The 21,934-nt window shown below is 70.7% G+C and carries 16 protein-coding genes; 9 read left to right on the top strand and 7 right to left on the bottom strand.

Annotation, left to right across the window (positions count from 1 at the left end):
* Positions 1–38: 38 nt before the first annotated feature.
* Both meaB and ACQEVU_RS43160 read right to left on the bottom strand, forming a co-directional pair.
* The gene (gene meaB / locus ACQEVU_RS43155) at positions 39–1,016 is read right to left on the bottom strand and encodes a methylmalonyl Co-A mutase-associated GTPase MeaB (protein WP_433334268.1); all 978 of its coding nucleotides are present in this window, start codon (positions 1,014–1,016) and stop codon (positions 39–41) included.
* The gene (locus tag ACQEVU_RS43160; protein WP_433334270.1) at positions 1,013–2,200 is read right to left on the bottom strand and encodes an acetyl-CoA C-acetyltransferase; all 1,188 of its coding nucleotides are present in this window, start codon (positions 2,198–2,200) and stop codon (positions 1,013–1,015) included. The genes meaB and ACQEVU_RS43160 overlap by 4 nt, the downstream gene beginning before the upstream one ends.
* 61 nt (positions 2,201–2,261) lie before the next feature.
* Here ACQEVU_RS43160 and mce point away from each other — a divergent pair, with 61 nt between their 5' ends.
* The 4 genes from mce to ACQEVU_RS43180 all read left to right on the top strand — a co-directional run bounded on the left by mce (position 2,262) and on the right by ACQEVU_RS43180 (position 7,778).
* Positions 2,262–2,744, top strand: a complete 483-nt coding sequence (gene mce / locus ACQEVU_RS43165; RefSeq protein WP_433334272.1) for a methylmalonyl-CoA epimerase — start codon at positions 2,262–2,264, stop codon at positions 2,742–2,744.
* A 108-nt stretch (positions 2,745–2,852) separates the two neighbouring features.
* Positions 2,853–4,202 carry a crotonyl-CoA carboxylase/reductase gene (gene ccrA / locus ACQEVU_RS43170; RefSeq protein WP_433334274.1) on the top strand — a complete coding sequence of 450 codons (1,350 nt, stop codon included), beginning with the start codon at positions 2,853–2,855 and terminating at the stop codon, positions 4,200–4,202.
* Between the two features lie 213 nt (positions 4,203–4,415).
* Positions 4,416–5,657, top strand: coding sequence for a cell division protein DivIVA (locus ACQEVU_RS43175; RefSeq protein ID WP_433334276.1), 1,242 nt, complete (start codon positions 4,416–4,418; stop codon positions 5,655–5,657).
* A 126-nt stretch (positions 5,658–5,783) separates the two neighbouring features.
* Positions 5,784–7,778: a hypothetical protein gene (locus ACQEVU_RS43180; RefSeq protein WP_433334278.1), complete on the top strand. Its 1,995-nt coding sequence runs from the start codon at positions 5,784–5,786 to the stop codon at positions 7,776–7,778.
* Between the two features lie 240 nt (positions 7,779–8,018).
* Here the strand turns inward: ACQEVU_RS43180 and ACQEVU_RS43185 are convergent, their stop codons facing one another.
* The 5 genes from ACQEVU_RS43185 to ACQEVU_RS43205 all read right to left on the bottom strand — a co-directional run bounded on the left by ACQEVU_RS43185 (position 8,019) and on the right by ACQEVU_RS43205 (position 13,256).
* Positions 8,019–9,143: a glycosyltransferase family 4 protein gene (locus ACQEVU_RS43185; protein WP_433334280.1), complete on the bottom strand. Its 1,125-nt coding sequence runs from the start codon at positions 9,141–9,143 to the stop codon at positions 8,019–8,021.
* Between the two features lie 11 nt (positions 9,144–9,154).
* Positions 9,155–10,492 carry a glycosyltransferase 87 family protein gene (locus ACQEVU_RS43190; protein ID WP_433334282.1) on the bottom strand — a complete coding sequence of 446 codons (1,338 nt, stop codon included), beginning with the start codon at positions 10,490–10,492 and terminating at the stop codon, positions 9,155–9,157.
* A gap of 99 nt (positions 10,493–10,591) precedes the next feature.
* Positions 10,592–11,224 (bottom strand): PIG-L deacetylase family protein, encoded by a 633-nt coding sequence (locus ACQEVU_RS43195; RefSeq protein WP_433334284.1) that lies wholly within the window; start codon positions 11,222–11,224, stop codon positions 10,592–10,594.
* Positions 11,221–12,015 (bottom strand): sugar phosphate nucleotidyltransferase, encoded by a 795-nt coding sequence (locus ACQEVU_RS43200; RefSeq protein WP_433334286.1) that lies wholly within the window; start codon positions 12,013–12,015, stop codon positions 11,221–11,223. Before ACQEVU_RS43200 ends, ACQEVU_RS43195 begins: the two co-directional genes overlap by 4 nt.
* A gap of 8 nt (positions 12,016–12,023) precedes the next feature.
* Positions 12,024–13,256, bottom strand: a complete 1,233-nt coding sequence (locus ACQEVU_RS43205; RefSeq protein WP_433334287.1) for a methyltransferase domain-containing protein — start codon at positions 13,254–13,256, stop codon at positions 12,024–12,026.
* A gap of 198 nt (positions 13,257–13,454) precedes the next feature.
* Here ACQEVU_RS43205 and ACQEVU_RS43210 point away from each other — a divergent pair, with 198 nt between their 5' ends.
* From ACQEVU_RS43210 to ACQEVU_RS43230, 5 genes are all read left to right on the top strand, one after another.
* Positions 13,455–14,486, top strand: coding sequence for an NAD-dependent epimerase/dehydratase family protein (locus ACQEVU_RS43210; RefSeq protein ID WP_433334289.1), 1,032 nt, complete (start codon positions 13,455–13,457; stop codon positions 14,484–14,486).
* Positions 14,483–15,694 carry a methyltransferase domain-containing protein gene (locus tag ACQEVU_RS43215; RefSeq protein ID WP_433334290.1) on the top strand — a complete coding sequence of 404 codons (1,212 nt, stop codon included), beginning with the start codon at positions 14,483–14,485 and terminating at the stop codon, positions 15,692–15,694. The genes ACQEVU_RS43210 and ACQEVU_RS43215 overlap by 4 nt, the downstream gene beginning before the upstream one ends.
* A gap of 205 nt (positions 15,695–15,899) precedes the next feature.
* The gene (locus ACQEVU_RS43220; protein ID WP_433334292.1) at positions 15,900–19,583 is read left to right on the top strand and encodes a PQQ-dependent sugar dehydrogenase; all 3,684 of its coding nucleotides are present in this window, start codon (positions 15,900–15,902) and stop codon (positions 19,581–19,583) included.
* A 328-nt stretch (positions 19,584–19,911) separates the two neighbouring features.
* Positions 19,912–20,877, top strand: a complete 966-nt coding sequence (locus ACQEVU_RS43225) for a hypothetical protein (RefSeq protein ID WP_433334294.1) — start codon at positions 19,912–19,914, stop codon at positions 20,875–20,877.
* 166 nt (positions 20,878–21,043) lie between these two features.
* Positions 21,044–21,931, top strand: coding sequence for a glycosyltransferase family 2 protein (locus ACQEVU_RS43230; protein ID WP_433334296.1), 888 nt, complete (start codon positions 21,044–21,046; stop codon positions 21,929–21,931).
* The last annotated feature ends 3 nt before the right edge of the window (positions 21,932–21,934 follow it).

Genomic DNA, 21,934 nt, shown 5'->3' on the forward strand with positions numbered 1-21,934 from the left:
CGGAATTTGGCGGGTTTGGAGAAACTGACCCGCAGACCTTAGCGGAGGTCGGCCAGGAGGGCTTCCGCCGCTGCGTAAGGGTCGGTGCGGCCCTCCGCCACTTCCCCGGCCAGGTCACGCAGCGTGGTTCCGCTGCGCAGATCCTGCATCCGGGCGCGCAGCGTGCCCAGGGCGATCGCCTCGATCTCGGCCTCCGCGCGGCGCCGGCGGCGCGCGGTCAGCTCGCCGGAGTCGCGCAGGTACGCCCGGTGCGCGTCGATCGCCTCGAGCAGCTCGTCGATGCCCTCGCCGCGGGAAGCGACGCAGCGCACCACGCGCGGGCGCCACTCGCCCGGGGCGCGCTCGCCGAGGCCGATCATGCCCGTGATGTCGCGGTACGTCGCGTCGGCCCCGTCGCGGTCGGCCTTGTTCACGACGAAGATGTCGGCGATCTCGAGCACGCCGGCCTTGGCGGCCTGGACGGAGTCGCCCATGCCCGGGGCCAGCAGCACCACCGTGGTGTCGGCGAGCCCGGCGATCTCGACCTCGGCCTGCCCGACGCCGACGGTCTCGACCACGACGGGGTCGCAGCCGGCGCCCTCGAGCACCCGCGCGGCCTGCGGGGTGGCCGCCGAGAGCCCGCCGAGGTGCCCGCGGCTGGACATCGAACGGATGTACACCCCCGGGTCGGTCGCGTGGTCCTGCATCCGCACCCGGTCGCCGAGGATGGCGCCGCCGGTGAACGGGCTGGACGGGTCGACGGCGAGCACGCCCACGCGCCGGCCGGCCTTGCGCAACGCCCGGACCAGCTCGTTGGTGGTCGTCGACTTGCCCACGCCGGGCGAACCGGTGAGGCCGACGACGGCGGCCTCGCCGGTATGCGGCGCGAGGGCCGCCGCGATCCGCGGCAGCGCCTCGTCACCGTCCTCGACCAGGCTGATCAGGCGCGCGACCGCCCGCGCGTCGCCCTCCCGGGCGGCGCCGACGAGCGCGGGCACGTCCCGGGAGCGGCGCAGCGCCGGCGGGCGCTGGGTCACTGCCTGGGCACCCGCAGCAGGAGCGCGTCGCCCTGCCCGCCGCCCCCGCACAGGGCGGCCGCGCCGAGGCCGCCGCCGCGCCGGCGCAGCTCCAGCGCCAGGGTGAGCGCGAGCCGGGCGCCGCTCATGCCGATCGGGTGGCCCAGGGCGATCGCGCCGCCGTTGACGTTGACGATCGCCGGGTCGATGCCCAGGTCGGCGGTGGACTGCACGCCGACCGCGGCGAACGCCTCGTTGATCTCGACCAGGTCGAGGTCGGACGCGGCGAGCCCGGCCTTGCTCAGGGCGTGCTTGATCGCGTTGGACGGCTGGCTGGTCAGCGAGTTGTCCGGGCCGGCGACGTTGCCGTGGGCGCCGATCTCGGCCAGCCAGGTCAGCCCCAGCTCCTCGGCCTTCGCGCGGCTCATCACGACCACGGCGCAGGCGCCGTCGGAGATCGGCGAGGAGGTCGCGGCGGTGATCGTGCCGTCCTTGGTGAACGCCGGGCGCAGCTTGGCCAGGCTCTCCACCGTCGTCTCCGGGCGGATCTGCTCGTCGTCGGTGACCAGCAGCGGGTCACCCTTCTTCTGCGGGATCTCGACGGGGACGATCTCCTCGGCGAAGTGGCCGTTCTTCTGCGCCGCGGCGGCCCGCTGGTGGCTCGCGGCGCCGAAGGCGTCCTGGGCCTCCCGGCTGATGCCGAGCCGGGCGACGTGCCGCTCGGTCGACTCACCCATCGACACCTGGTCGTAGGCGTCGGTGAGGCCGTCGAGGGCCATGTGGTCCCTGATGACCACGTCGCCGTACTTGTACCCCTGCCGCTGCCCCATGAGCAGGTGCGGCGCGTTGGTCATCGACTCCATGCCGCCGGCCACGACGATGTCGAACTCACCCGCCCGGATGAGCTGGTCGGCCAGCGCGATGGCGTCCAGGCCGGACAGGCACACCTTGTTGATCGTGAGCGCGGGCACGGACATCGGGATGCCGGCGCCGACGGCGGCCTGGCGGGCGGGGATCTGCCCGTTGCCGGCCTGCAGGACCTGACCCATGATCACGTACTGCACCTGCTCGGGCGCGACGCCCGAGCGCTCGAGCGCGGCCCGGATGGCGATCTCACCCAGCTTGGTCGCCGGGAAGTCCTTGAGCGCGCCGAGCAGCCGCCCCATCGGCGTGCGGGCGCCGTTGACGATCACGGACTGGGTCATCGGGATCCTCCGAGAGAACTTTCACAAGCAACTGAACGCTGAGTAAGTTCAGACTATCGCTATGGAGACCTCGGGCCCGAAGTTGGAAATGTCACCGCCGATCGGCATCGAGCGCATCGACCACGTCGGGGTCGCCGTCGCGGACCTCGACGAGGCCATCGCGTTCTACGGCCGCCTGTTCGGGATGCGCAGCGTGCACGAGGAGGTCAACGAGGAGCAGGGGGTGCGCGAGGCGATGCTCGCGGTCGGGTCCGACCCCGACGGCGGGTGCCTGCAGCTGCTCGCGCCGCTGTCGCCGGCCTCGACGATCGCCAAGTTCCTGGACCGCAACGGGCCGGGCATCCAGCAGCTCGCCTACCGGGTGACGGACATCGACGCGGCCTGCGCGGCGCTGCGTGAAAGGGGTGTGCGGCTGCTGTACGACGAGCCGAAGCGCGGTACCTCCAACTCCCGGGTGAACTTCGTGCACCCGAAGGACGCGGGGGGCGTGCTGGTGGAGCTCGTGCAGCCCAGTGCAGTTCTTCACAGCCCGATTCCCGATTAAGCTACCGTTCAGTAACGTCCGGCCCGGGGCATCGAGATGTGTTGCCGGCCCCCATGGTCGCCCGCCTCCGCCGCGGCGATCCTCTTCCGGACGTTAGGAGCGCCAGCGATGCAGTACATCCTCGACGCGATCATGCAGGCGGAAGGGGCCTCGGACCCGGCGGCCGAGCTCCGCGCGGTGGCGGACCTGCCGGTGCCCGCCAGCTACCGGGGCGTGGTCGTGCGGGCCGACGAGGCCGGCATGTTCGACGGGCTCGCCACCCGGGAGAAGGACCCGCGCAAGTCCCTGCACGTGCAGGAGGTGCCCACCCCCGAGGTCGGGCCCGGCGAGGCCCTCATCGCCGTGATGGGCAGCGCCGTGAACTACAACACGGTGTGGACCTCGATCTTCGAGCCGGTCTCGACGTTCGGGTTCCTGCAGCGGTACGGCCGGTTGAACTCGCTCAGCAAGCGGCACGACCTGCCGTACCACGTGGTCGGCTCGGACGCGGCGGGCGTGGTGCTGCGGGTCGGGCCCGGGGTGAGCAAGTGGAAGCCCGGCGACGAGGTGGTCGCACACTGCCTCAGCGTCGAGCTCGAGGACGCCGCCGGCCACGACGACACCATGCTCGACCCCCAGCAGCGGATCTGGGGTTTCGAGACCAACTACGGCGGGCTGGCCGAGCTCGCCCTGGTCAAGGCCAACCAGCTCATGCCGAAGCCGGCCCACCTGTCGTGGGAGGAGGCGGCCTGCCCGGGCCTGGTCAACTCGACCGCCTACCGGCAGCTCGTCTCCCACCACGGGGCGCAGATGAAGCAGGGCGACATCGTGCTCATCTGGGGCGCCTCCGGTGGCCTGGGCTCCTACGCGGTGCAGTTCGCGCTCAACGGGGGCGCGACGCCGGTCTGCGTCGTCTCCAGCCCGCAGAAGGCCGGCCTGTGCCGGGCGATGGGCGCCGAGCTGGTGATCGACCGGTCGTCGTACCGCTTCTGGAAGGACGAGGAGACCCAGGACCCGTCGGAGTGGAAGCGCTTCGGGGCCGAGATCCGCTCGCTCACCGGCGGCGAGGACCCCGACATCGTCTTCGAGCACCCGGGCCGGGAGACGTTCGGCGCCAGCGTGTTCGTGGCCAAGCGCGGCGGCACGATCGTCACGTGCGCGTCGACATCGGGATTCGTGCATCAGTACGACAACCGGTACCTCTGGATGAACCTCAAACGCATCGTCGGCAGTCACTTCGCGAACTATCGCGAGGCGTGGGAGGCCAACCGGTTGATCGCGCGCGGTCGCATCCATCCGACGCTTTCCAAGGTGTACCCCCTGGAGCAGACCGGACAGGCGGCGCACGACGTCCACCGCAACGCCCATCAGGGCAAGGTCGGCGTCCTGGGCCTGGCCCCGGCCGAGGGCCTCGGGGTCCGTGACCCGCAGTTGCGCGCCCGCCACGAGCAGGCGATCAACCGGTTCCGCGACCAGTAACGGGGCCCCCGCGAACCCCGTGCCGGGGCGGTCACGCCGTGGTGACCTCCCCGGCACGGCTGTTTCCGGCATACGGAAGGTCATGCGACACGCCCATAAAGCATGACAAAAACGTGGCGTGTCCTGGCCAGGCGAAGTTGACCATGCGTACCGCGCGGAAGTTAGCCGTTCCACCCTTGCGAAAGCCCCCGGGTGGTCTGCAAGTATGTGCCAATGCCCCAGCAGCAGTCCTCGGTAGACTTCTTCCAAAACAGCTCGGATCACGAAGAGCTGAGCGTCGTCCTGCGCGGCTATGACCGCCAGCAGGTCGACAGCAAGTTGCAGCGCCTCAATGCGCAGCTGCAGCAGGCCAACCAGGCCCGCGAAGAGGCCGAGGGCCGACTCGCCGAGTCGCAGCGGCGCATCCGCCAGGCCGAGCAGCGCCTCGGCACGATGGAGCAGAAGCTCAGCGACACCAACAAGCAGCTGGAAGAGAACAACCGGCCGACGCTGTCGGGCCTGGGCACGCGGGTCGAGCAGATCCTGCGCCTGGCCGAGGAGCAGGCCAACGACCACCGGGGCGAGGCCAAGCGCGAGTCCGAGGGCATCATCTCCGCGGCCCGGCTGGAGGCCCGCGAGATCACGGACAAGGCCCGCGCCGAGTCCGCCGCGATGAAGGCCACGGCCGAGCGCGAGGCGGGCAACCTGCGCACCGCCGCCGAGCGGGAGGCCGCCGAGGTCCGGGTGCAGGCCCGGCGCGAGGCCGACACGCTGCGCGCCGACGCCGAGCGCGAGACCAAGCAGCTGCGCACCGCCACCGCGCACGAGGTCGCCGAGCTCAAGGCGACCGTCGAGCGCGAGGTCGCGACGCTGCGGGCCACCGCCGAGCGCGAGATCACCCAGCTGCGGGCCAAGGCCGCCCGCGAGGCCGAGGAGAAGCGCGCCGAGGCGACCAAGCTGCTCACCGACGCCCGCGACAAGCGCGACAAGGACCTGCAGTCCCTCGCCCTGGAGATCGCCGAGCGGCAGGAGAAGGCCGAGCGCGACGAGTCCGCCCGCCACGCCTCCGCCGTCGCCGCGACCCAGAAGCTCGTCACCGAGGCCGAGGGGCGCGCCCGGGCCGCCGAGGACCGGGCCAAGGAGATCGAGCAGCGCGCCGAGACCCGCCGCGTCGAGTCCGAGCGCGCCGCCGCCGAGACGGTCGACAAGGCGAAGAACCTGGCCGACAAGACGGTCAACGAGGCCCGCGCCGAGGCCCACCGGGTGCTCAGCGAGGCCCGCGCCGAGGCCGAGGAGACCACGCAGCGCGCCCGGCGCGAGGTCGAGGACCTCACCCGCCAGAAGGACGCGGTCACCTCGCAGCTCGGGCAGATGCTCTCGGGCCTGGCCGGAATCATGCCGTCGGTCGCCCCCGCGCAGGGTGGCGGCGACGGTAAGAAGGGCAAGTCGGGCGACGGCGAGAAGGTTTCGGCCTGACGTAAGTCGGTCGAGCCGCGGCGACGTGCCGCTTCTCGAATCATTCACGGGGAGTTCTATCGCACGTCCCGTCACGCGCAGGGTGTAATTGCGCGGGGCGGGACGTTGCGTGTGAGGATGGGTGTCATGTCAGACGGCGGCGACCTTTTCAGCGCGGGCACCGGCGTGTCCTCGGAACCCGACTTCGAGACCGCGATCCGGGGCTACCGGCGAGATCAGGTCGACAAGTACTGGACGCAGTCCGAGAACGAGATCGCCGCGCTGAGGCTCGAGAACGAGGAGGTCTGGGGCCAGGTCCAGGCCCTCGCCTCGCAGGTGCAGGACCTGCAGATGGAGCTCGCCGACCTGCGCCGCCACGCGCCGGCCCGCGGCGAGACGCTCTCCTACCGCCACCTCGGCCCGCGCGTCGAGCAGATCCTCGGCCTCGCCGAGGACCAGGCCGCCGACATCCGCGCGAGCGCCGTGCAGGAGATCGCCGGCCTGCGCGCCGAGGCCGAGCGGCTGCTGGCCGAGGCCCGCAGCCGGGCCGCCAAGGCCAACGAGGACTTCGAGCTCGCGCTCGCCGCCCGCCGCGCCGAGGAGGAGCGCGCCGTCTCGCACCGCCGCTCGGCGCTGGACGCCGAGGCCCGCGGCATCGAGGAGCGCGCCGCCCAGGCCCGCGGCGAGGCCGAGCGCATCGTCGCCGAGGCGCACGACGAGTCGCAGCGCATCGCCCAGGCCACCACCGCCCAGCTCGAGCAGGCCCGGGCCCAGGCCGAGGAGCACGCTCACTCGGTGCGCACGGCCGCCGAGCAGCACGCCGCCGCCGTACGGGCCGACGCCGAACAGCACGCCCACGGCCTGCGCGCCGCTGCCGAGCAGGAGACGGCCGGCGCCCAGTCGCACGCCGCCGCGATCGTGGCCCAGGCCCAGGAGCAGGCCGCCCAGCTCACCGCCCAGGCCAAGCACGAGGCCGACACGCTGACCGCGCAGGCCCAGCAGGCCGCCGCCGCGGTCGCCGCGAAGGCGCAGGAGGCCGCCGAGGCGGTCGCCGCGCAGGCTCAGCAGCACGCCGCGACCGTGGCCGCCCAGGCTCAGCAGGCCGCCGACGCGGTGACCGCCCAGGCCCGGGAGGCCGCCGAGGCCGCCATCGCGCAGGCCGAGCGGGCCGCCGCCGAGGCCGCCGAGCAGGCCCGCCAGCGCCTCGAGGCGGAGACCGGCGCGGCCAAGCAGGCGGCCGAGGCCCAGGTCGCCGAGCACCGCGCGACGCTGGAGCAGGAGCTCGCCGACCTGCGCGCCGCCCACGAAGCCGAGCTGGCCGAGCAGCGCGCCGCCGCGGCCGCCGAGACCGAGCGCCTGCGCGCCCTGGCGAAGTCGGAGGCCGACGAGCTGCGCGCGGCCGCGGTGACCGAGGCCGACGGCCTGCGCGCCACCGCCGCGACCGAGGCCGACGACCTGCGCGCGAGCGCGGCGACCGAGGCCGAGAGCGTTCGCGCCGCCGCCGTGTCGGAGGCCGAGGCGGTCAAGGCCAACGCCACGGCCGAGGCGGAGAAGGCCCGGGCGGAGGCCGAGAAGGCCCGCGCCGAGGCCGAGAAGGCCCGGGCGGAGGCCGAAAGCGCCCGCGCGGAGGCCGACGCCCTGAAGGCCCGCGTTGAGACCCTGGAGACGGAGACGTCGGCCCTGCGCACGAAGGCCGACGAGGCCGACAAGCTGCGCGCCGACGCCGAGAAGCTGCAGAAGGACGCCGAGAAGCTGCGCACGGAGGCCGCCGAGGCCGCAAAGCTGCGGGCCGAGAGCGAGCAGCTGCGGGCCGAGGCCGAGGAGCTCAAGGCCCGGATCGAGACGCTTGAGGCGGACGCGGAGTCGGCGACCGAGCGCACGATCGCCATGAGCGCTGCGAAGGAAGAGGCGGACAGGGCCAAGGCGGCGGCCGAGGCCGAGGAGCGCCTCAAGGCCCTGCGCGAGCAGGAGGCCGAGCTCTCCGGCCAGCTGACCAAGCTGCGCGAGCTGGAGACCGAGCTGACCACCCAGGTGGCGGCCGCGGACGCCCGGCTGGCCGAGCTCAACCAGGAGCTGTCGGCCGCGGCCGCCCCGGCCAACGGCAAGGGCAAGGTCACTGTCGAGGCCAACGGCACCCGCTGACCCTCGGCCCCTCCCCCACGCGGCGGCCGCACCCGACGCCGGCCGCCGCGGCAGGCAAGCCCCCGCGCGCGCCCAGCCGCCGCGCCGCGCAGCTCAGCCACTGCGACACACGGGCCCTTGCGCGGCCGTTCAGCCGTCGCACACGAAGCGCGCGCGGTCCGGCCGATCGGGAACAGCGTCGAACGCCGACGTGACATGGGAATGGGCCCGGCGCCGGCCGGGCCCATGTGCGATGCGAGGTCAGGCGGCGGGCACGACGGAGTGGATCGCGGCCAGGGCGTCCGCCGCCGACTGCTGCCAGCTGAAGTGCGAGCCGACCCACTCCGCGCGGTCGCGGCACTTCGCGTACAGCGCGTCGTCGGCCAGCGTCGCGGCGATCGTGGCGGCCAGGGCGTCCGGGTCGTCGCCGTCGACGAGGGCGCCGGTCAGGCCGGGCTCGATGATCTCCGGCATGGCGAAGGCGTTGCGGCCGATGCACGGCAGCCCGCGGGCGATCGCCTCGGCGAAGACGATGCCGAACGCCTCCTTGCGGCTCGGCATCACGAACAGGTCGTGGCTGTCGAACAGCGCGCCGACCTCCTCGCGCGGCTTCGGGCCGACGAAGTCGACGCCGTCGGGCACGTCGCCCGGCAGCGGCCAGGAGCGCGGGCCGACCACCGTCAGCGTGATCTCGGGGTCGACCTCCTTGCGCAGCCGGGCCAGGGCGGCCACCACGAGCTCGCCGCCCTTGCGGATGAAGTCGGTGCCGACGATGAGCAGGCGCCGGCGCGGGCCGGAGCGGACCGGCAGCTCGCCGCCTGAGACGACCGACGAGCGGCCGGGGTGGACGATGTGGACCTTCTCGGGCGGCAGGCCGGTGTCCTCGACGAGGCTGCGGGCGAGCCAGCCGCTCATCGCGAGCACCCCGCTCGCCTTCTCGTACAGCTTCTGCTGGCGGTCGCGGCAGCGCAGCATCTCGTCGCGGTTGAGCGAGCCGTACGCCACGGCCTCGTCCTCGGCCAGCCTGAGCAGGAGGTCGAAGCTCAGGTCCTGGTAGAGGAAGTACGGGCGGTCGATGATCGCCAGGTCGGCGATCTGCAGCACCGCGTCGCAGTTCTCGGCGCTTGCCCGGCCGGCGATCGCCCGGTGGATGTAGGCGTCGGTGATCGGCGAGAGCTCCCACGTCGAGACCCAGCGGCCGTCGCGGCGGCGGGCGTGCATCGCCTTGAGCGCCTTGCGGGCCAGGGGCGGGATCCGGACCCCGACGTCGACGACGTCGGCCTGCGCGCGCAGGGCCTCGCGGAGGCTCCACGGCGTGTACGACCAGGTTTTCACCGGGTCCGGCTCGTCCCAGATGCAGGCGAAGCCGACCTTCGTTGCGACCATCGCAGCTCTCCCTAGACCCGAGAAGTTTCGCGGCCGTCGGGGGCGGCGGCGCGGGCCTCGGGCACCCCGGCCGTGCCCCCGACCGCGGGCCGGGGGCGGCCGCCGCGGAAGTCGTGGCGCAGGACCCAGGCGGTGACCAGCATGACCAGCAGGCCCACGGCGACGTACGCGGTGCCGGCCAGGAACACCACCGGGTTGTGGTTGCCCTTGTCCTCCCACAGGTTACGGGCCGGGCTGAGGATCGACGCCGGCCCGACCTGGCCGGGGCCGCCGATCGGCTGCGGCCACATCATGAACGGCAGGCCGGGCAGGGCGGGCAGCGCGCCGGCCAGCACGGGGGCGGTCCGGCTGAGCCGGCGGGCGACGTCGCCGAGCCAGATCAGGACCGGCACGATGTACACCCAATGCTCATGCCAGGTCAACGGCGAGACGAGCAGCCCGGTCAGCGCGCACATGAGCACGCCGGCGAGCTGGCCGGCGGCGCGGCTGGCGACGATCGCGAGGGCCAGGCCGCCGATGCCGACGATCGCGGCCAGCGGGAACCAGGCGAGGTCCCCGCCGTGCTGGCCGAACAGGCGCACCGTGATGCCGTGGATCGACTGGTTGTAGACCGAGCCGGGGGTCAGCGGGCTGGCCACGCGCGTCGAGTCCGCGAACGTGCCGCGGAACCAGAACTGCACCGAGTCCGACCAGGCCGCGGCGAACGCGAGCGCGGTGAGCACGGCCCACGTGACGCCGGCCGTGACCGCCGCCCGGAAGCGGCGGTTGAGCAGCAGGTACAGGATGAAGATGCCCGGCACGATCTTCACCGCGGCGGCGACGCCGATCAGCACGCCAGTGGGCCAGCGGCGCCGGCCGTCGAAGGCGAAGTCGGCGATCACCAGGAAGACGATGAAGAGGTTGATCTGGCCCTGGACCAGCGTGTCGTACACCGGCTGCAGCCACACGACGGCGCCGGCGATGGCCAGCGTCGCGCCGATCAGGCCGGCGCCGGGGCGGGCGCCGATCATGCGCATCGTCAGCCAGACGATCGAGACCAGCGCGGCGACCGCGAGGACCAGGATGATCGCGTGGGCCTTCGAGAGCGACAGGTACGACAGCGGGCCGAACACGAGGACCGTGATCGGCGGGTAGGTGAAGTACCCGGACCCGTAGTCGCTGTGCATCACCTGGTCGTAGACGGGCTGGCCGTGCCGGTAGGCGTTGCCGCCCATCAGGTACACCTGGAGGTCGTAGTCGTCCAGGCCGAGCACGCGGGCGATGCCGAAGAACCCCGCCATCGACGCCGTGAACAGCGCCGCGCCGGGCACGAGGAGCCACTTCGGAAGGGCGAATTCTGGGGCTGCCACCACGGTTTCCCTCTCGAATGGATCCGGTGGAGATGCCTTGCGCGGGCGCAATCGTACGGAAAGGTCTGACGGAAGAGATGGGCTGAACGGAGGGCGGATTCAGAACGTAAGGAGGGACTTCGTCACCGTGTACGCCTCGGCGTAGTGCGCCCGGCACTCCATCCCGCGGATGCGGGCCAGGCCGAGGAAGACCTCGTCGTCCCACCAGTCGCGGGCCTTCTGCGACGGGAAGTGCGTGTGCAGCAGCTCGACCTTGCGCCGGCCCTGGTCCGGGGTCAGCGGGACGTAGACGTTGCGCCGCGAGAGGTCGCCGTCCCACTTCGGGATCTCGTAGTGCAGGACCAGCGAGTTGCGAAACGCCGTCGAGGCGAGCTCGGCCAGCAGCCGGTGGTCCTGGTGGGCGTCGTCGGTGGACGGGGCCAGGATGAGGTCGGGCGTGCCCAGGCGGGCGGCGGCCTCGACGATCTCCTTGGTCTCGTTCCAGTGCGCCGGGAGCCGGCCGTCGGGCAGGTCGTGGAGGTGGAACGTGAGGGACCCGGCGTGGGCCAGGAACGCCGACGCGGCCGCGCGGGCCTCCGCCTGCCGCGCCGGGACGCCGGTGGCCAGCACGTAGTCGACCGAGACGCCCTCGGGCAGCGAGAGCAGCAGGCCGCCGGCGGCGATCTCCAGGTCGTCGGGGTGAGCACCCAGGGCGACCACGGACCGCACGCCGGCGAGGGAGAATCCGATCACTTCGCCGGGCCCCGCATGGTGTCCCACAGCATCCACGGGCAGTTGCCGCCGTTGAACGCCTCTTCCATCTCCGCGCGGTCCTTGAAGGTGTCGACCGCGCGCCAGAACCCGTCGTACCGCTGGGCCAGCAGCCGCCGCTCGGGGATGAGCCGGTCGAAGGCGTGCGGCACCATGTCCTCGCCGTCGCGCAGGGCGTCGAAGATCTCCGGGCGCATGATGAAGTAGCCGCCGTTCTCCCACGTCATGAGCTCGCGGAAGTCGCGGACTCGGGCGACCGACCCGTCGGCGTCCATCTCCACCACGTGGTGGGTGGAGACGGTGGGAACGGCGAGCATGCTCACCGTCGCCTGCGAGTTGCGGAACCGCTCCACCATCTCGGGCAGCGGCGCGTCGGTGAGCGTGTCGGCGTAGTTGGCCAGGAACATCGGCTCGTCCTCGACGTACTTGCGCACGCGCATGAGCCGCTCGCCGATCGAGGCCTTGAGGCCGGTGTCGATGAACGTGATGTTCCAGCCGGTGATGTCGGTGGAGAACAGCTGGACGTCGCGGTCGCCGCCGGTGAGCGTGAAGTCGTTGGACAGCGTCTCGTCGTAGTGCAGGAAGTAGTCCTTGACGACCGCGGCGCCGTAGCCGAGGGCCAGAATGAAGTCGGTGTGTCCGAAGTGCGCGTAGTACCGCATGACGTGCCACAGCAGCGGCCGGTCGCCGATCAGGGCCATCGGCTTGGGCACGTTGCTCGTCCCCTCGCGCATGCGCATGCCGAGGCCACCGCAGAACAGTACGACCTTCATGGGCGGGATTACCCCTCTACCTCGAGAGCCGGGATCGGGTACACCAGCTTGCCGCCCCAGTCCTTGACGTAGGACAGCTGCGCGCTGATCTCGGTGCGCAGGTTCCACGGCAGGACCAGGACGTAGTCGGGCCGGTCCGCGGCGATGCGCTCCGGCGCGTAGATCGGGATGTGCGTGCCCGGCAGGAACATGCCCTGTTTGTGCGGCGAGCGATCGACCGTGTACTCGAGCAGGTCCTCGCGGATGCCGCAGTGGTTGAGCAGCGTGTTGCCCTTGCCGGGGGCGCCGTAGCCGACGACCCGCTTGCCGTCGGCCCGCGCCTGCATGAGGAACGTCAGCAGGTCCCGCTTGATCGTGAAGACCTCGTCGGCGAAGCCGAGGTGGCCCTCGAACGTGTGCAGGCCGGCCGCCGCCTCGGTCTCCAGCAGCGCCTTGACCGCGAGCGAGGGCTCGCCGGCGTGGTCGGTGTGCCTGGCGTGCACCCGCAGCGAACCGCCGTGCGTGGACAGCTCCTCGACATCGACGACGGTGAGGCCGCCCCTGGCCAGCGCGCGCGAGGCGGTCAGCAGCGACAGGTACTGGTAGTGCTCGTGGTAGATGGTGTCGTACTGCCGCCGCTCGATGAGGCGCAGCAGGTGCGGGAACTCCAGCGTCACCAGGCCCTCGGGCTTGACGAGGTTGGCCAGGCCCTGCGAGAAGCCGATGATGTCCGGAATATGCGCGTAGACGTTGTTCGCGGCCACCAGATCGGCCCGCCCGTATTGCTCGGCGACGGCCGTACCCGTTTCCGGCCCGAGGAAACACACTTCCGTACGGACACCCTTTTCGCGAGCGACCTCGGCGACATTTCCGGCGGGCTCGACGCCGATCACCGGAATACCGGCGGCCACGAAGTGCTGCAGAAGGTACCCGTCATTACTGGCCACTTCGGCGACCAGACTGTCCGCCGTTAGGCCGAGCCGCTCGATCATGGCCACGGCGTAACGGCGGGCGTGCTCGACCCACGAGGTCGAGTACGACGAGAAGTAGAGGTAGTCGGAGAAGATGTCCTCCCCCGCGACATATGCCGGAAGCTGCACCAGCAGACACTCCGCGCAGATGCGCACGTGGAGAGGGTAGAATGTCTCGGCCGCATCGACCTTGTCGGCCGGGACGTAGCTCTCACAGAGCGGGGACATCCCCAGGTCGACGAACGTCTCGGTGAGATCGGCCCCACACAGCCGGCACGAGACAGCGGACATACGTTCCCCCTACTGAGTTGTTGGCGCTAGGCTGCTGGCCGGTGAACCAACCCGCCGCCGGCGACGCGCAAGCTTAGAACAGATCTCTGAACATCCGACCGGCCGACCAGAAAACTAGCCGGAACCTCCGCACGGCGGTAAACGACAAAGTAAAAAGTCCGACACAGCACTTCCACGCGAGCTTTCAGGAGCCAGCTCATGCGCGTACTCGTCACCGGCCACGACGGATACATCGGCAGCGTGCTGGTGCCGATACTCCGCGAAGCGGGGCACGAGGTGGTGGGCCTCGACACCGGCCTGTTCGCCGACTGTGTGATCGGCCCGGCGCCCGAGGAGGTCAAGACGCTTCGGGTAGACCTGCGCGACGTGGAGCCGGAGCACGTGACCGGCTTCGACGCGGTGATCCACCTTGCGGCGCTGAGCAACGACCCGCTCGGCAACCTCGACCCGGACCTGACGTACAACATCAACCACCGCTCGACGGTGCGGCTGGCGAGGGCGGCCAAGGCGGCCGGCGTGCAGCGCTTCCTGTTCTCCTCGTCCTGCTCGCTGTACGGCAAGGGCGACGACGACACGCCGTTGGACGAGACGGCCGGCTTCAACCCGGTCACGCCCTACGGCGAGTCGAAGATCCTGTCCGAGCAGGGCCTGCTGGAGCTCGCCGACGACGACTTCTCGCCGACGTTCCTGCGCAACTCCACCGCCTACGGCTTCTCCCCGCGGCTGCGCGGCGACCTGGCCGTCAACGACTTCGTCGCGCACGCGGTGCTGACCGGCAAGGTCGTGCTGCTCTCCGACGGCATGGCGTGGCGGCCGCTCATCCACATCGAGGACATCTCCGCCGCGTTCCTGGCCCTGATTGAGGTCGACCGCGGCCGGGTGCACGGCAAGGCCTACAACATCGGCCGCACCAGTGAGAACTACCTGATCCGCGACGTGGCCAACCTGGTCGCCGAGGCGGTGCCGGGCAGCGAGCCGACGTTCGCCGAGGGCGCCGGGACGGACCTGCGCAACTACCGGGTCACGTGCGACCTGATCGAGCGCGAGATCCCCGAGTTCCAGCCGAAGTGGAACGTCAAGCTCGGCGTCGAGCAGCTGGTCGAGAACTATCGCCGTCACGGCCTCACCATCGAGGACTTCAAGAGCGAGAAGCACCAGCGCATCAAGCGGATCCAGTCGCTCATGGCGGCCGGGCGGCTCGACAGCAACCTGCGCTGGACCAACCCGTGACCGGGCCCAGCGACATGGGCCTCGCCGAAGCCGGCCGCCTCTGCGACGCCTGCGGCGAGGACCGGCTGGTGCCGTTCGCCGACCTGGGCGACATCCCGGTGCTGTGCGGCGTGCACTGGGAGGCGCACGGCGACGCCGTGGCCTCCGGCGTGGGCCGCATGCACCTGGCGGCCTGCCCGCGCTGCGCCTACGTGCGCAACATCGCATTCGAGCCGGAGAAGCTCGTCTACGACACCACAATGGACACCAACCTGCATTTCTCGCCCGCGTTCCAGAAGTTCTCGGCCGAACTGGTCGAGTCACTGAACGAACGCTATGACCTGGGCGGCAAGCTGGTGGTGGACATCGGCTGCGGCCAGGGAGAGTTCCTACGCGAGCTCACCCACGTGAGTGGCGCGACCGGGGTCGGCTACGACGCCATGTACGCCGGCGAGGTCGGCGAGCAGGGCGACGTGACCTTCCACAGCGACTTCGCCCCGCGCGGCAGCGGCCTGCCGCGGTACGACTTCTTCACGTCCCGGCACTGGTTCGAGCACATCGACGACCCCTACGAGTTCCTCGTCGACCTGCGCGAGCAGGCCCAGGGGCGCGAGGTGTTCGGCTACGTCGAGGTCCCCGACGCGGTCTACGACCTCGCCACCGCCGGCTGGGAGGTCATCTACCCGCACGTGTCGTACTTCGACGCCTACTCGCTGGCCACGATCTTCGGCCGCGCGGGCTGGACGGTGGAGTCGACCGGCACGCTGTTCTCCGGCATGTTCCGCTACATCGAGGTCTCGGCCAACCGGCCGCGCGCCGGCGGCCACGCCGCACACACCGGCGAGCTGCCGTCGCTGCGCGCGCGGGACAAGCAGCTGGCCGCGATCGCCGGCTTCAGCGAGCGCCACCACGCCGAGCGCACGAAGTGGCGGGACACCATCGCGCGCCTCGACGCCGAGGGCGCGCGGCCGGTGCTGTGGGGCGCCGGCTCGCGCGGCGTGCAGTTCCTGACCCTCGCCGACCGCGAGCTCGCGCTTTCCGCCGTGGTGGACCTCAACCCGCGCAAATGGGGACGGTTCCTGCCGGTCACCGGGCACCGGGTCGACCCGCCCTCGACACTCACCTCGCTGCAGCCCAAAGCGGTCGTCATCACCAACCCGGCGTACAAGGAAGAAATCGCCAAATCCCTGGCCGATCTCGGCGTCACCGCCGAAATCCTCATCGCCTGAGGACGAGCGTTCAACAAAGGCCCCGCATTCTCGCATCACGGCGAGGGTGCGGGGCCTTTTCGCGTCAGGAAGTCGACATATCTTCATGTGTCGTTCGTGGCTAGTCTGTCCCCACCAACATCGCGGCCACGCACCCATCCATCCTCATTCCCCAATATGTACGGGATCCGGGCCGCCATCCCTTTTCTCCACAATGGAGGACCGCATGTCGCGGACGCGACGCGCGTTACGGTCGGCATTGGTCGCGAGCCTGGTCGCCGCGGTCATCACGCCGATCGCCGGGAGTCAGGCCGCGACCGCGGCCTTACCCTCCGGGTTCCAGGAACAGATCGTGTTCAGCGGGCTCACGCAGCCGACCAACATCGAGTTCTCGCCCGACGGCCGCATCTTCGTGGCCGAAAAGGGCGGGGCCATCAAGGTGTACGACAACCTCGCCGACCCGACGCCGGACGTCTTCGCCGATTTGTCCGTGTCCGTGCACAACCAGTGGGACCGCGGCCTTCTCGGTCTCGCGCTGGCCCCCAACTTCCCGACCGACCCCTCGGTCTACGTGCTCTACACCTACGACGCCCCGCTCGGCCAGACCGCGCCCGTCTACAACGACGTCTGCGCGAACGCCAACGGCGGCGCCTGCGTGGTCTCGGCGCGGCTGTCCAAGCTGACCGCCTCCGGCAACCACATGACCGGCACCGAGCAGCCGCTCATCTCCGACTGGTGCCAGCAGTACCCGAGCCACTCCATCGGCGACCTGAAGTTCGGCGCCGACGGCGCGCTCTACGTCTCCGGCGGCGACGGCGCCAGCTTCGACGTCGTGGACTACGGCCAGCTCGGCTCGCCGAAGAACCCGTGCGGCGACCCGCCGAACGACGCCATGACCCCGCCGACCGCCGAGGGCGGCGCGCTGCGCTCCCAGGACGTGCGCTCCACGGGCGACCCGACCGGCCTCAACGGCTCGATCCTGCGCCTCGACCCGGCCACCGGCGCCGCCCTGCCGACCAACCCGCTGGCCGCCTCGCCCGACGCCAACGCCCGGCGGATCGTCGCGCACGGCCTGCGCAACCCGTTCCGCTTCACGATCCGCCCGGGCACCAACGAGGTGTGGGCCGGCGACGTGGGCTGGAACACCTGGGAGGAGATCGACCGGGTGGTCACGCCGACCACCGGGCCGACGAACTTCGGGTGGCCCTGCTACGAGGGCAACGCCCGGCAGAGCGGCTACGACAGCGCCGACCTGACGCTGTGCGAGAGCCTCTACGCGGGCGCCGGGCAGACCGCGCCGTACTACACCTACAACCACGGCGCCAAGGTCGTGGCCAACGAGAGCTGCCCGTCCGGCGGCTCCTCGATCTCCGGCCTGGCCTTCGCCCCGACCTCCGGCGGCTCGTACCCGGCGGCCTACAACGGCGGGCTGTTCTTCGCCGACTACAGCCGCAACTGCATCTGGGCGATGATGCCCGGCGCCGGCGGCCTGCCCGACCCGAACAACATCATCACGTTCGACGGCGGCGCCAGCGCCCCGGTCGACCTGGCCATGGGCCCGGGCGGCGAGCTGTACTACGCCAGCCTCAACGGCACGATCCGGCGCATCCGCTACTACCCGAACAACCAGCCGCCGGTCGCCGACTTCACGGCCACGCCCAGCCAGGGCAGCGCCCCGCTGGCGGTCTCGTTCAACGGCAGCACGTCCTCCGACGCCGACCCGGCCGACCAGGGCCTGCTGCAGTACGCCTGGGACTTCACCAACGACGGCACCACGGACGCGACCGGCCCGACGGCGAACTTCACCTATACCGCCCTCGGGACATATACCGCCAAGCTGACGGTGACGGACACGACGGGTGCCACCGGCACGAAGACGATCCCGATCACCGTCGGCAACGACGGGCCGACCGCGTTCATCGACTCCCCGGCGGCCACGGCCACCTGGGCGGTGGGCGACCAGATCACGTTCTCGGGCCACGCGACCGACCCGCAGGACGGCACGCTGCCGGCCTCGGCGCTCACCTGGAACGTCATCCTGCACCACTGCTTCACGCCGACGAACTGCCACGAGCACCCGCTGAACACGTTCACCGGGGTGGCCGGCGGCACGATCACCGCGCCGGACCACGAGTACCCGTCATACCTGGAGTTCCGCCTGACGGCCACGGACTCCGGCGGCCTCACCGGCACGTCCAGCGTCTCGGTGCAGCCCAAGACGGTGAGCCTGGGCTTCACCAGCAACCCGAACGGGCTGCAGCTGACGGTCGGCTCGACGAGCTACACGACGCCGTTCAACCTGACGGTCATCCAGGGCTCGTCCAACTCGATCTCGGCGCCGACGCCGCAGACGCTGGCCGGCTCGACGTACACGTACGGCTCCTGGTCGGACAGCGGGGCGCAGACCCACGTCATCACCGCACCGACGACCCCGGCGACGTACACGGCCACCTACAACAGCAGCGCGCCGCCGTGCGGCGACTCGTTCGGCTACACCTGCACCGCCGGGGCCCGCACCTGGATCCCGGCCGACCAGACGGTGCTGACACTCACCGGTGACGACGCGTACCAGCAGGTCGCGCTGCCGTTCCCGGTGACGTTCTACGGCACCACGTACAGCAACGCCTGGGTCGACACCAACGGCGCGATGTCGTTCGTGCAGCCCAGCGGCTCGGCCTGGAACCACTCGGCGATCCCGTCCGCGGCGGCCTCGGGCAAGGTGAACGCGGCGGTGTACCCGATGTGGTCGGACTTCCTCGTCGACGCCTCGGCCAGCGTGCGCACCGCGGTGACCGGCACGGCGCCGAACCGGCAGTTCGTCATCGAGTGGCGCAACAACCGGTTCTACGACAACGCCAACGCCCGGGTCTCGTTCGAGACGGTGCTGTACGAGAACAACGACATCGCGGTCGCCTGGAACAACATCGACCAGGTGGCGATGGAGCAGGGCTCCACCTCCACCGTCGGCATCGAGAACCAGGCCGGCACGGTGGCGGTGCAGTACTCGCTCAACCAGCCCAACCTGCGCACCGGCAACGGCGTGCTCTTCCACCCGCCGGCCTCGGCGCCGCCCCCCACGGGCGGCACGGTGACCGGCTCGGTCTCGGTGAACGGGGGCAGCGCCAAGCTCCCCGGCACCCGGATCGCCCTGAGCCCGGGCGGCGCGACCGCGACGACCGGGGCGGACGGGACGTACACCGTGGCCGGCCTCGCGGCGGGCACCTACACGGTCACGGCGACCGCGCCCGGCGGCCAGACCACCAGCGGCAGCGCCACGGTGGCGGCCTCCGGCACGACCACGCTGAACCTGTCGATCGCGCTGACCGACTCGTTCGGCTACACGGCCACGCCGGGCGCCCGGACGTTCATCCGGGCCGACCAGACGGTGCTCACCCTCAACGGCGACGACGCCACGCAGCAGATCACCCTGCCGTTCCCGGTGAAGTTCTACGGGACGTCGTACACGTCCTGCTGGGCCGACACCAACGGCGTGCTGACGTTCGTGTCGCCGGGCGGCTCGGCCTGGAACCACGGTGCGATCCCGTCGGCGGCGGCGGGCGGCAAGGCGAACGCGGCGATCTACCCGCTGTGGGACGACCTGCTGATCGACTCGTCGGCCTCGGTCCGCACCTCGCTGACCGGAACCGCCCCCAACCGGCAGTTCGTCGTGGAATGGCGCAATGTCCGCTTCTACGACAACGCCAGCGCCCGGATGTCGTTCGAGATCGTGTTCACGGAGAACGGCGACTTCGCCGTCAACTGGACCGACATCGACGGCACCACGTTCGAGCAGGGCGGTTCGGCGACCGTCGGCATCGAGAACCAGGCCGGCACGGTGGCCCTGCAGTACTCGCTCAACCAGCCGTCGCTGCGCAGCGGCAACGGCGTGCTCTTCCACCCGCCGGCGTAACGGCGGATGGCCGGGGCCCGTTCTGCTGCGGCAGGGCGGGCCCCGTGCTATCTGGCGGCAATTTGCCTATCATTTCGAGGATCTTTAATGACTTAAGAATTACCAAAGAAACATAAGCGCAGGTCGGAATGCATTTGTGCCGCATTCTCAAGACAAGTGGGCATTCCTTTCGGGCGGCACGGTAGCATGACCGGGGCGCGAAAATGGATCGCCCGCAGTCCGACGACATCGCCAGAAATGGAGCGTTTCGACCGTGATCGACCGGAAGCGCAGAGCCCACCGGCTCGGCGTTGCCACGGCACTCATCGCGGTAGCCGCAGCAGCGTTGATGCTCGCGAGTTGCAAGATCCAAGGCCCCGGACAGGCCTCCGGGCACGGCAGCGCCAGCGGACAGCCCGACCCGTCCTCCGAGGGGTCCGCCGCGGTATCGACCTCCGCGCAGGCGTCCGTATCGCCGTCCGCCTCGCCGAGCGCAAAGCCTTCTAGCTCGAAGACCACCACGAAACCGCCCAACTCCGGCAGCACCCAGGCCGGCGCCCGGCCGACTCCCGCGAACGTCGGCCTGCCGAAGGGCACGCAGCTGACCGAACTCGCCGGAAACATCGACGGCAACAATTATCGTGTCCAAAAGGACGGCACCGTCCTGGACAAGGTGCACATCAAGGGCGACCTGCTGATCACGGCGTTCAACGTCAAGATTACGAACAGCCAGATCGATGGCGGCATCATCGATGAATACGCCGGCAAGGACTATTCGTTCAGCATCTCCGACAGCACGGTCGGCCCGGCCACCGGCTGCGTCGGCGCGCCCGGCATCGGCGAGTCGGACTTCACCGCCACCCGCGTGATCATCCGCGGGCACGGCGACGGGTTCCGCGCCTCGGGCAACAACATCAACATCCAGAGCTCGTACGTCCACCTGTGCTCGAACCCGGGCGACCACTCGGACGGCATCCAGACGTACATGACGGGCAAGGGCCTGACGCTCAACAACACGGTCATCGACCAGCGCGACGCCAAGGACGTCACCGCCCCGATCTTCATCGTGGACAAGGGCACGGTCGACCTGACGGTCACCAACAACCTGGTCATGGGCGGCACCTACAGCATCCAGGTGAAGAACGCCCACGGCACGGTCATCGTGAAGAACAACTCCCTGGTCGACCACTCCTGGATCTACGGGCCGGTCGAGGCCGACTGCGGCTCGATCCAGTGGGAGGGCAACAAGCTGGTGCAGATCGACGACAACTACAACATCGTCGGACCCACCAAAGACCTGCCCTGCCAGGGCTGAACGGCCACGAAAGGCGCGGAGCACACGGCGGCTCCGCGTCTTTCGCCTGTCTTCTGACCCTTCGGCCCGTCGCCCGGGCCGGGTGGCATTGGTAGGTTGGGCGTGCTCGCCACGGCAGGCGACGACCCAGGACCGAAGACGACCCAGGACCGAATCGGAAGGTCTCATGACGAACGCTGCGTCGCCACTCGTCTCGATCGGGCTCCCGGTCCGCAACGCCGGCCGCGACATCGAGAAGGTCGTCAAGTCGGTGCTGTCGCAGGACTATCCCAGCCTGCAACTGGTCATCTCCGACAACGCCTCGACGGACGACACGGAGGAGGTCTGCCGCGAGCTGGCCCGCGCCGACGAGCGCATCGCCTACCACCGCCAGCCCGAGGACGTCGGCATCCTGCGCAACTTCATGTTCGTCGCGGCCAACGCGAACGGCACCTACTTCCGCTGGATCGGCGACGACGACGCGCTCGAGCCCGGCTTCGCGGCCAAGTGCGTCGCGGTCTTCGAGGCCGACCCGCGGCTGATCCTCGTCAGCACGCAGATCTCCTACGAGGCGCAGGACGGCAGCATCTCCTCGTCGCCGTACCACGCCACCGAGCTCGGCTCCGACGACCCGATCGTGCGGCTGCGCGAGATGCTGCGCCTGCTCAACACCAGCCCCATGTACATCGACCCGCTGTACTCCATGATGCGGCGGGAGCCGATCGTGGCCATCCCGCGGCGCAACATGCTGCGCGAGGACGAGGTCTACGCGGCCAAGCTCGCGATGGCCGGCCCGTGGGGGCACGTGAACGAGGTGCTCGCGCACCGGCACACGAAGATCGAGAAGATCGGCCTGCTGGCCCGCCGGCTGGGCGTGCCGTCGTGGCAGTCGAAGTTCTCCAACACGCTGCAGTACCGCGAACTGCTGCAGTGGGTCGCCGTCGCGCCCGGGCTCACCGCCCAGCAGCGGCGCGAGGCGCGGGCCGCGGTCAGCCGGATGTACATGTACCGCGAGCAGCGCACCATCTCACACAAGTCGCGCAAGCTGGTCCGGCTGGCCCTCGGGCGCCGCTGAGGC

The sequence above is a fragment of the Dactylosporangium sp. CA-139066 genome (assembly GCF_050936175.1).
In the GTDB taxonomy this organism is placed as follows: Bacteria; Actinomycetota; Actinomycetes; order Mycobacteriales; family Micromonosporaceae; genus Dactylosporangium.

Excerpts from the sequence above, each read along its gene's own strand:
- ACQEVU_RS43160 (WP_433334270.1), bottom strand. The coding sequence starts at position 2,200 with ATGACCCAGTCCGTGATCGTCAACGGCGCCCGCACGCCGATGGGGCGG.
- mce (WP_433334272.1), top strand. The coding sequence starts at position 2,262 with ATGGAGACCTCGGGCCCGAAGTTGGAAATGTCACCGCCGATCGGCATC.
- ccrA (WP_433334274.1), top strand. The coding sequence starts at position 2,853 with ATGCAGTACATCCTCGACGCGATCATGCAGGCGGAAGGGGCCTCGGAC.
- ACQEVU_RS43175 (WP_433334276.1), top strand. The coding sequence starts at position 4,416 with ATGCCCCAGCAGCAGTCCTCGGTAGACTTCTTCCAAAACAGCTCGGAT.
- ACQEVU_RS43180 (WP_433334278.1), top strand. The coding sequence starts at position 5,784 with ATGTCAGACGGCGGCGACCTTTTCAGCGCGGGCACCGGCGTGTCCTCG.
- ACQEVU_RS43185 (WP_433334280.1), bottom strand. The coding sequence starts at position 9,143 with ATGGTCGCAACGAAGGTCGGCTTCGCCTGCATCTGGGACGAGCCGGAC.
- ACQEVU_RS43200 (WP_433334286.1), bottom strand. The coding sequence starts at position 12,015 with ATGAAGGTCGTACTGTTCTGCGGTGGCCTCGGCATGCGCATGCGCGAG.
- ACQEVU_RS43205 (WP_433334287.1), bottom strand. The coding sequence starts at position 13,256 with ATGTCCGCTGTCTCGTGCCGGCTGTGTGGGGCCGATCTCACCGAGACG.
- ACQEVU_RS43210 (WP_433334289.1), top strand. The coding sequence starts at position 13,455 with ATGCGCGTACTCGTCACCGGCCACGACGGATACATCGGCAGCGTGCTG.
- ACQEVU_RS43220 (WP_433334292.1), top strand. The coding sequence starts at position 15,900 with ATGTCGCGGACGCGACGCGCGTTACGGTCGGCATTGGTCGCGAGCCTG.
- ACQEVU_RS43225 (WP_433334294.1), top strand. The coding sequence starts at position 19,912 with ATGCTCGCGAGTTGCAAGATCCAAGGCCCCGGACAGGCCTCCGGGCAC.
- ACQEVU_RS43230 (WP_433334296.1), top strand. The coding sequence starts at position 21,044 with ATGACGAACGCTGCGTCGCCACTCGTCTCGATCGGGCTCCCGGTCCGC.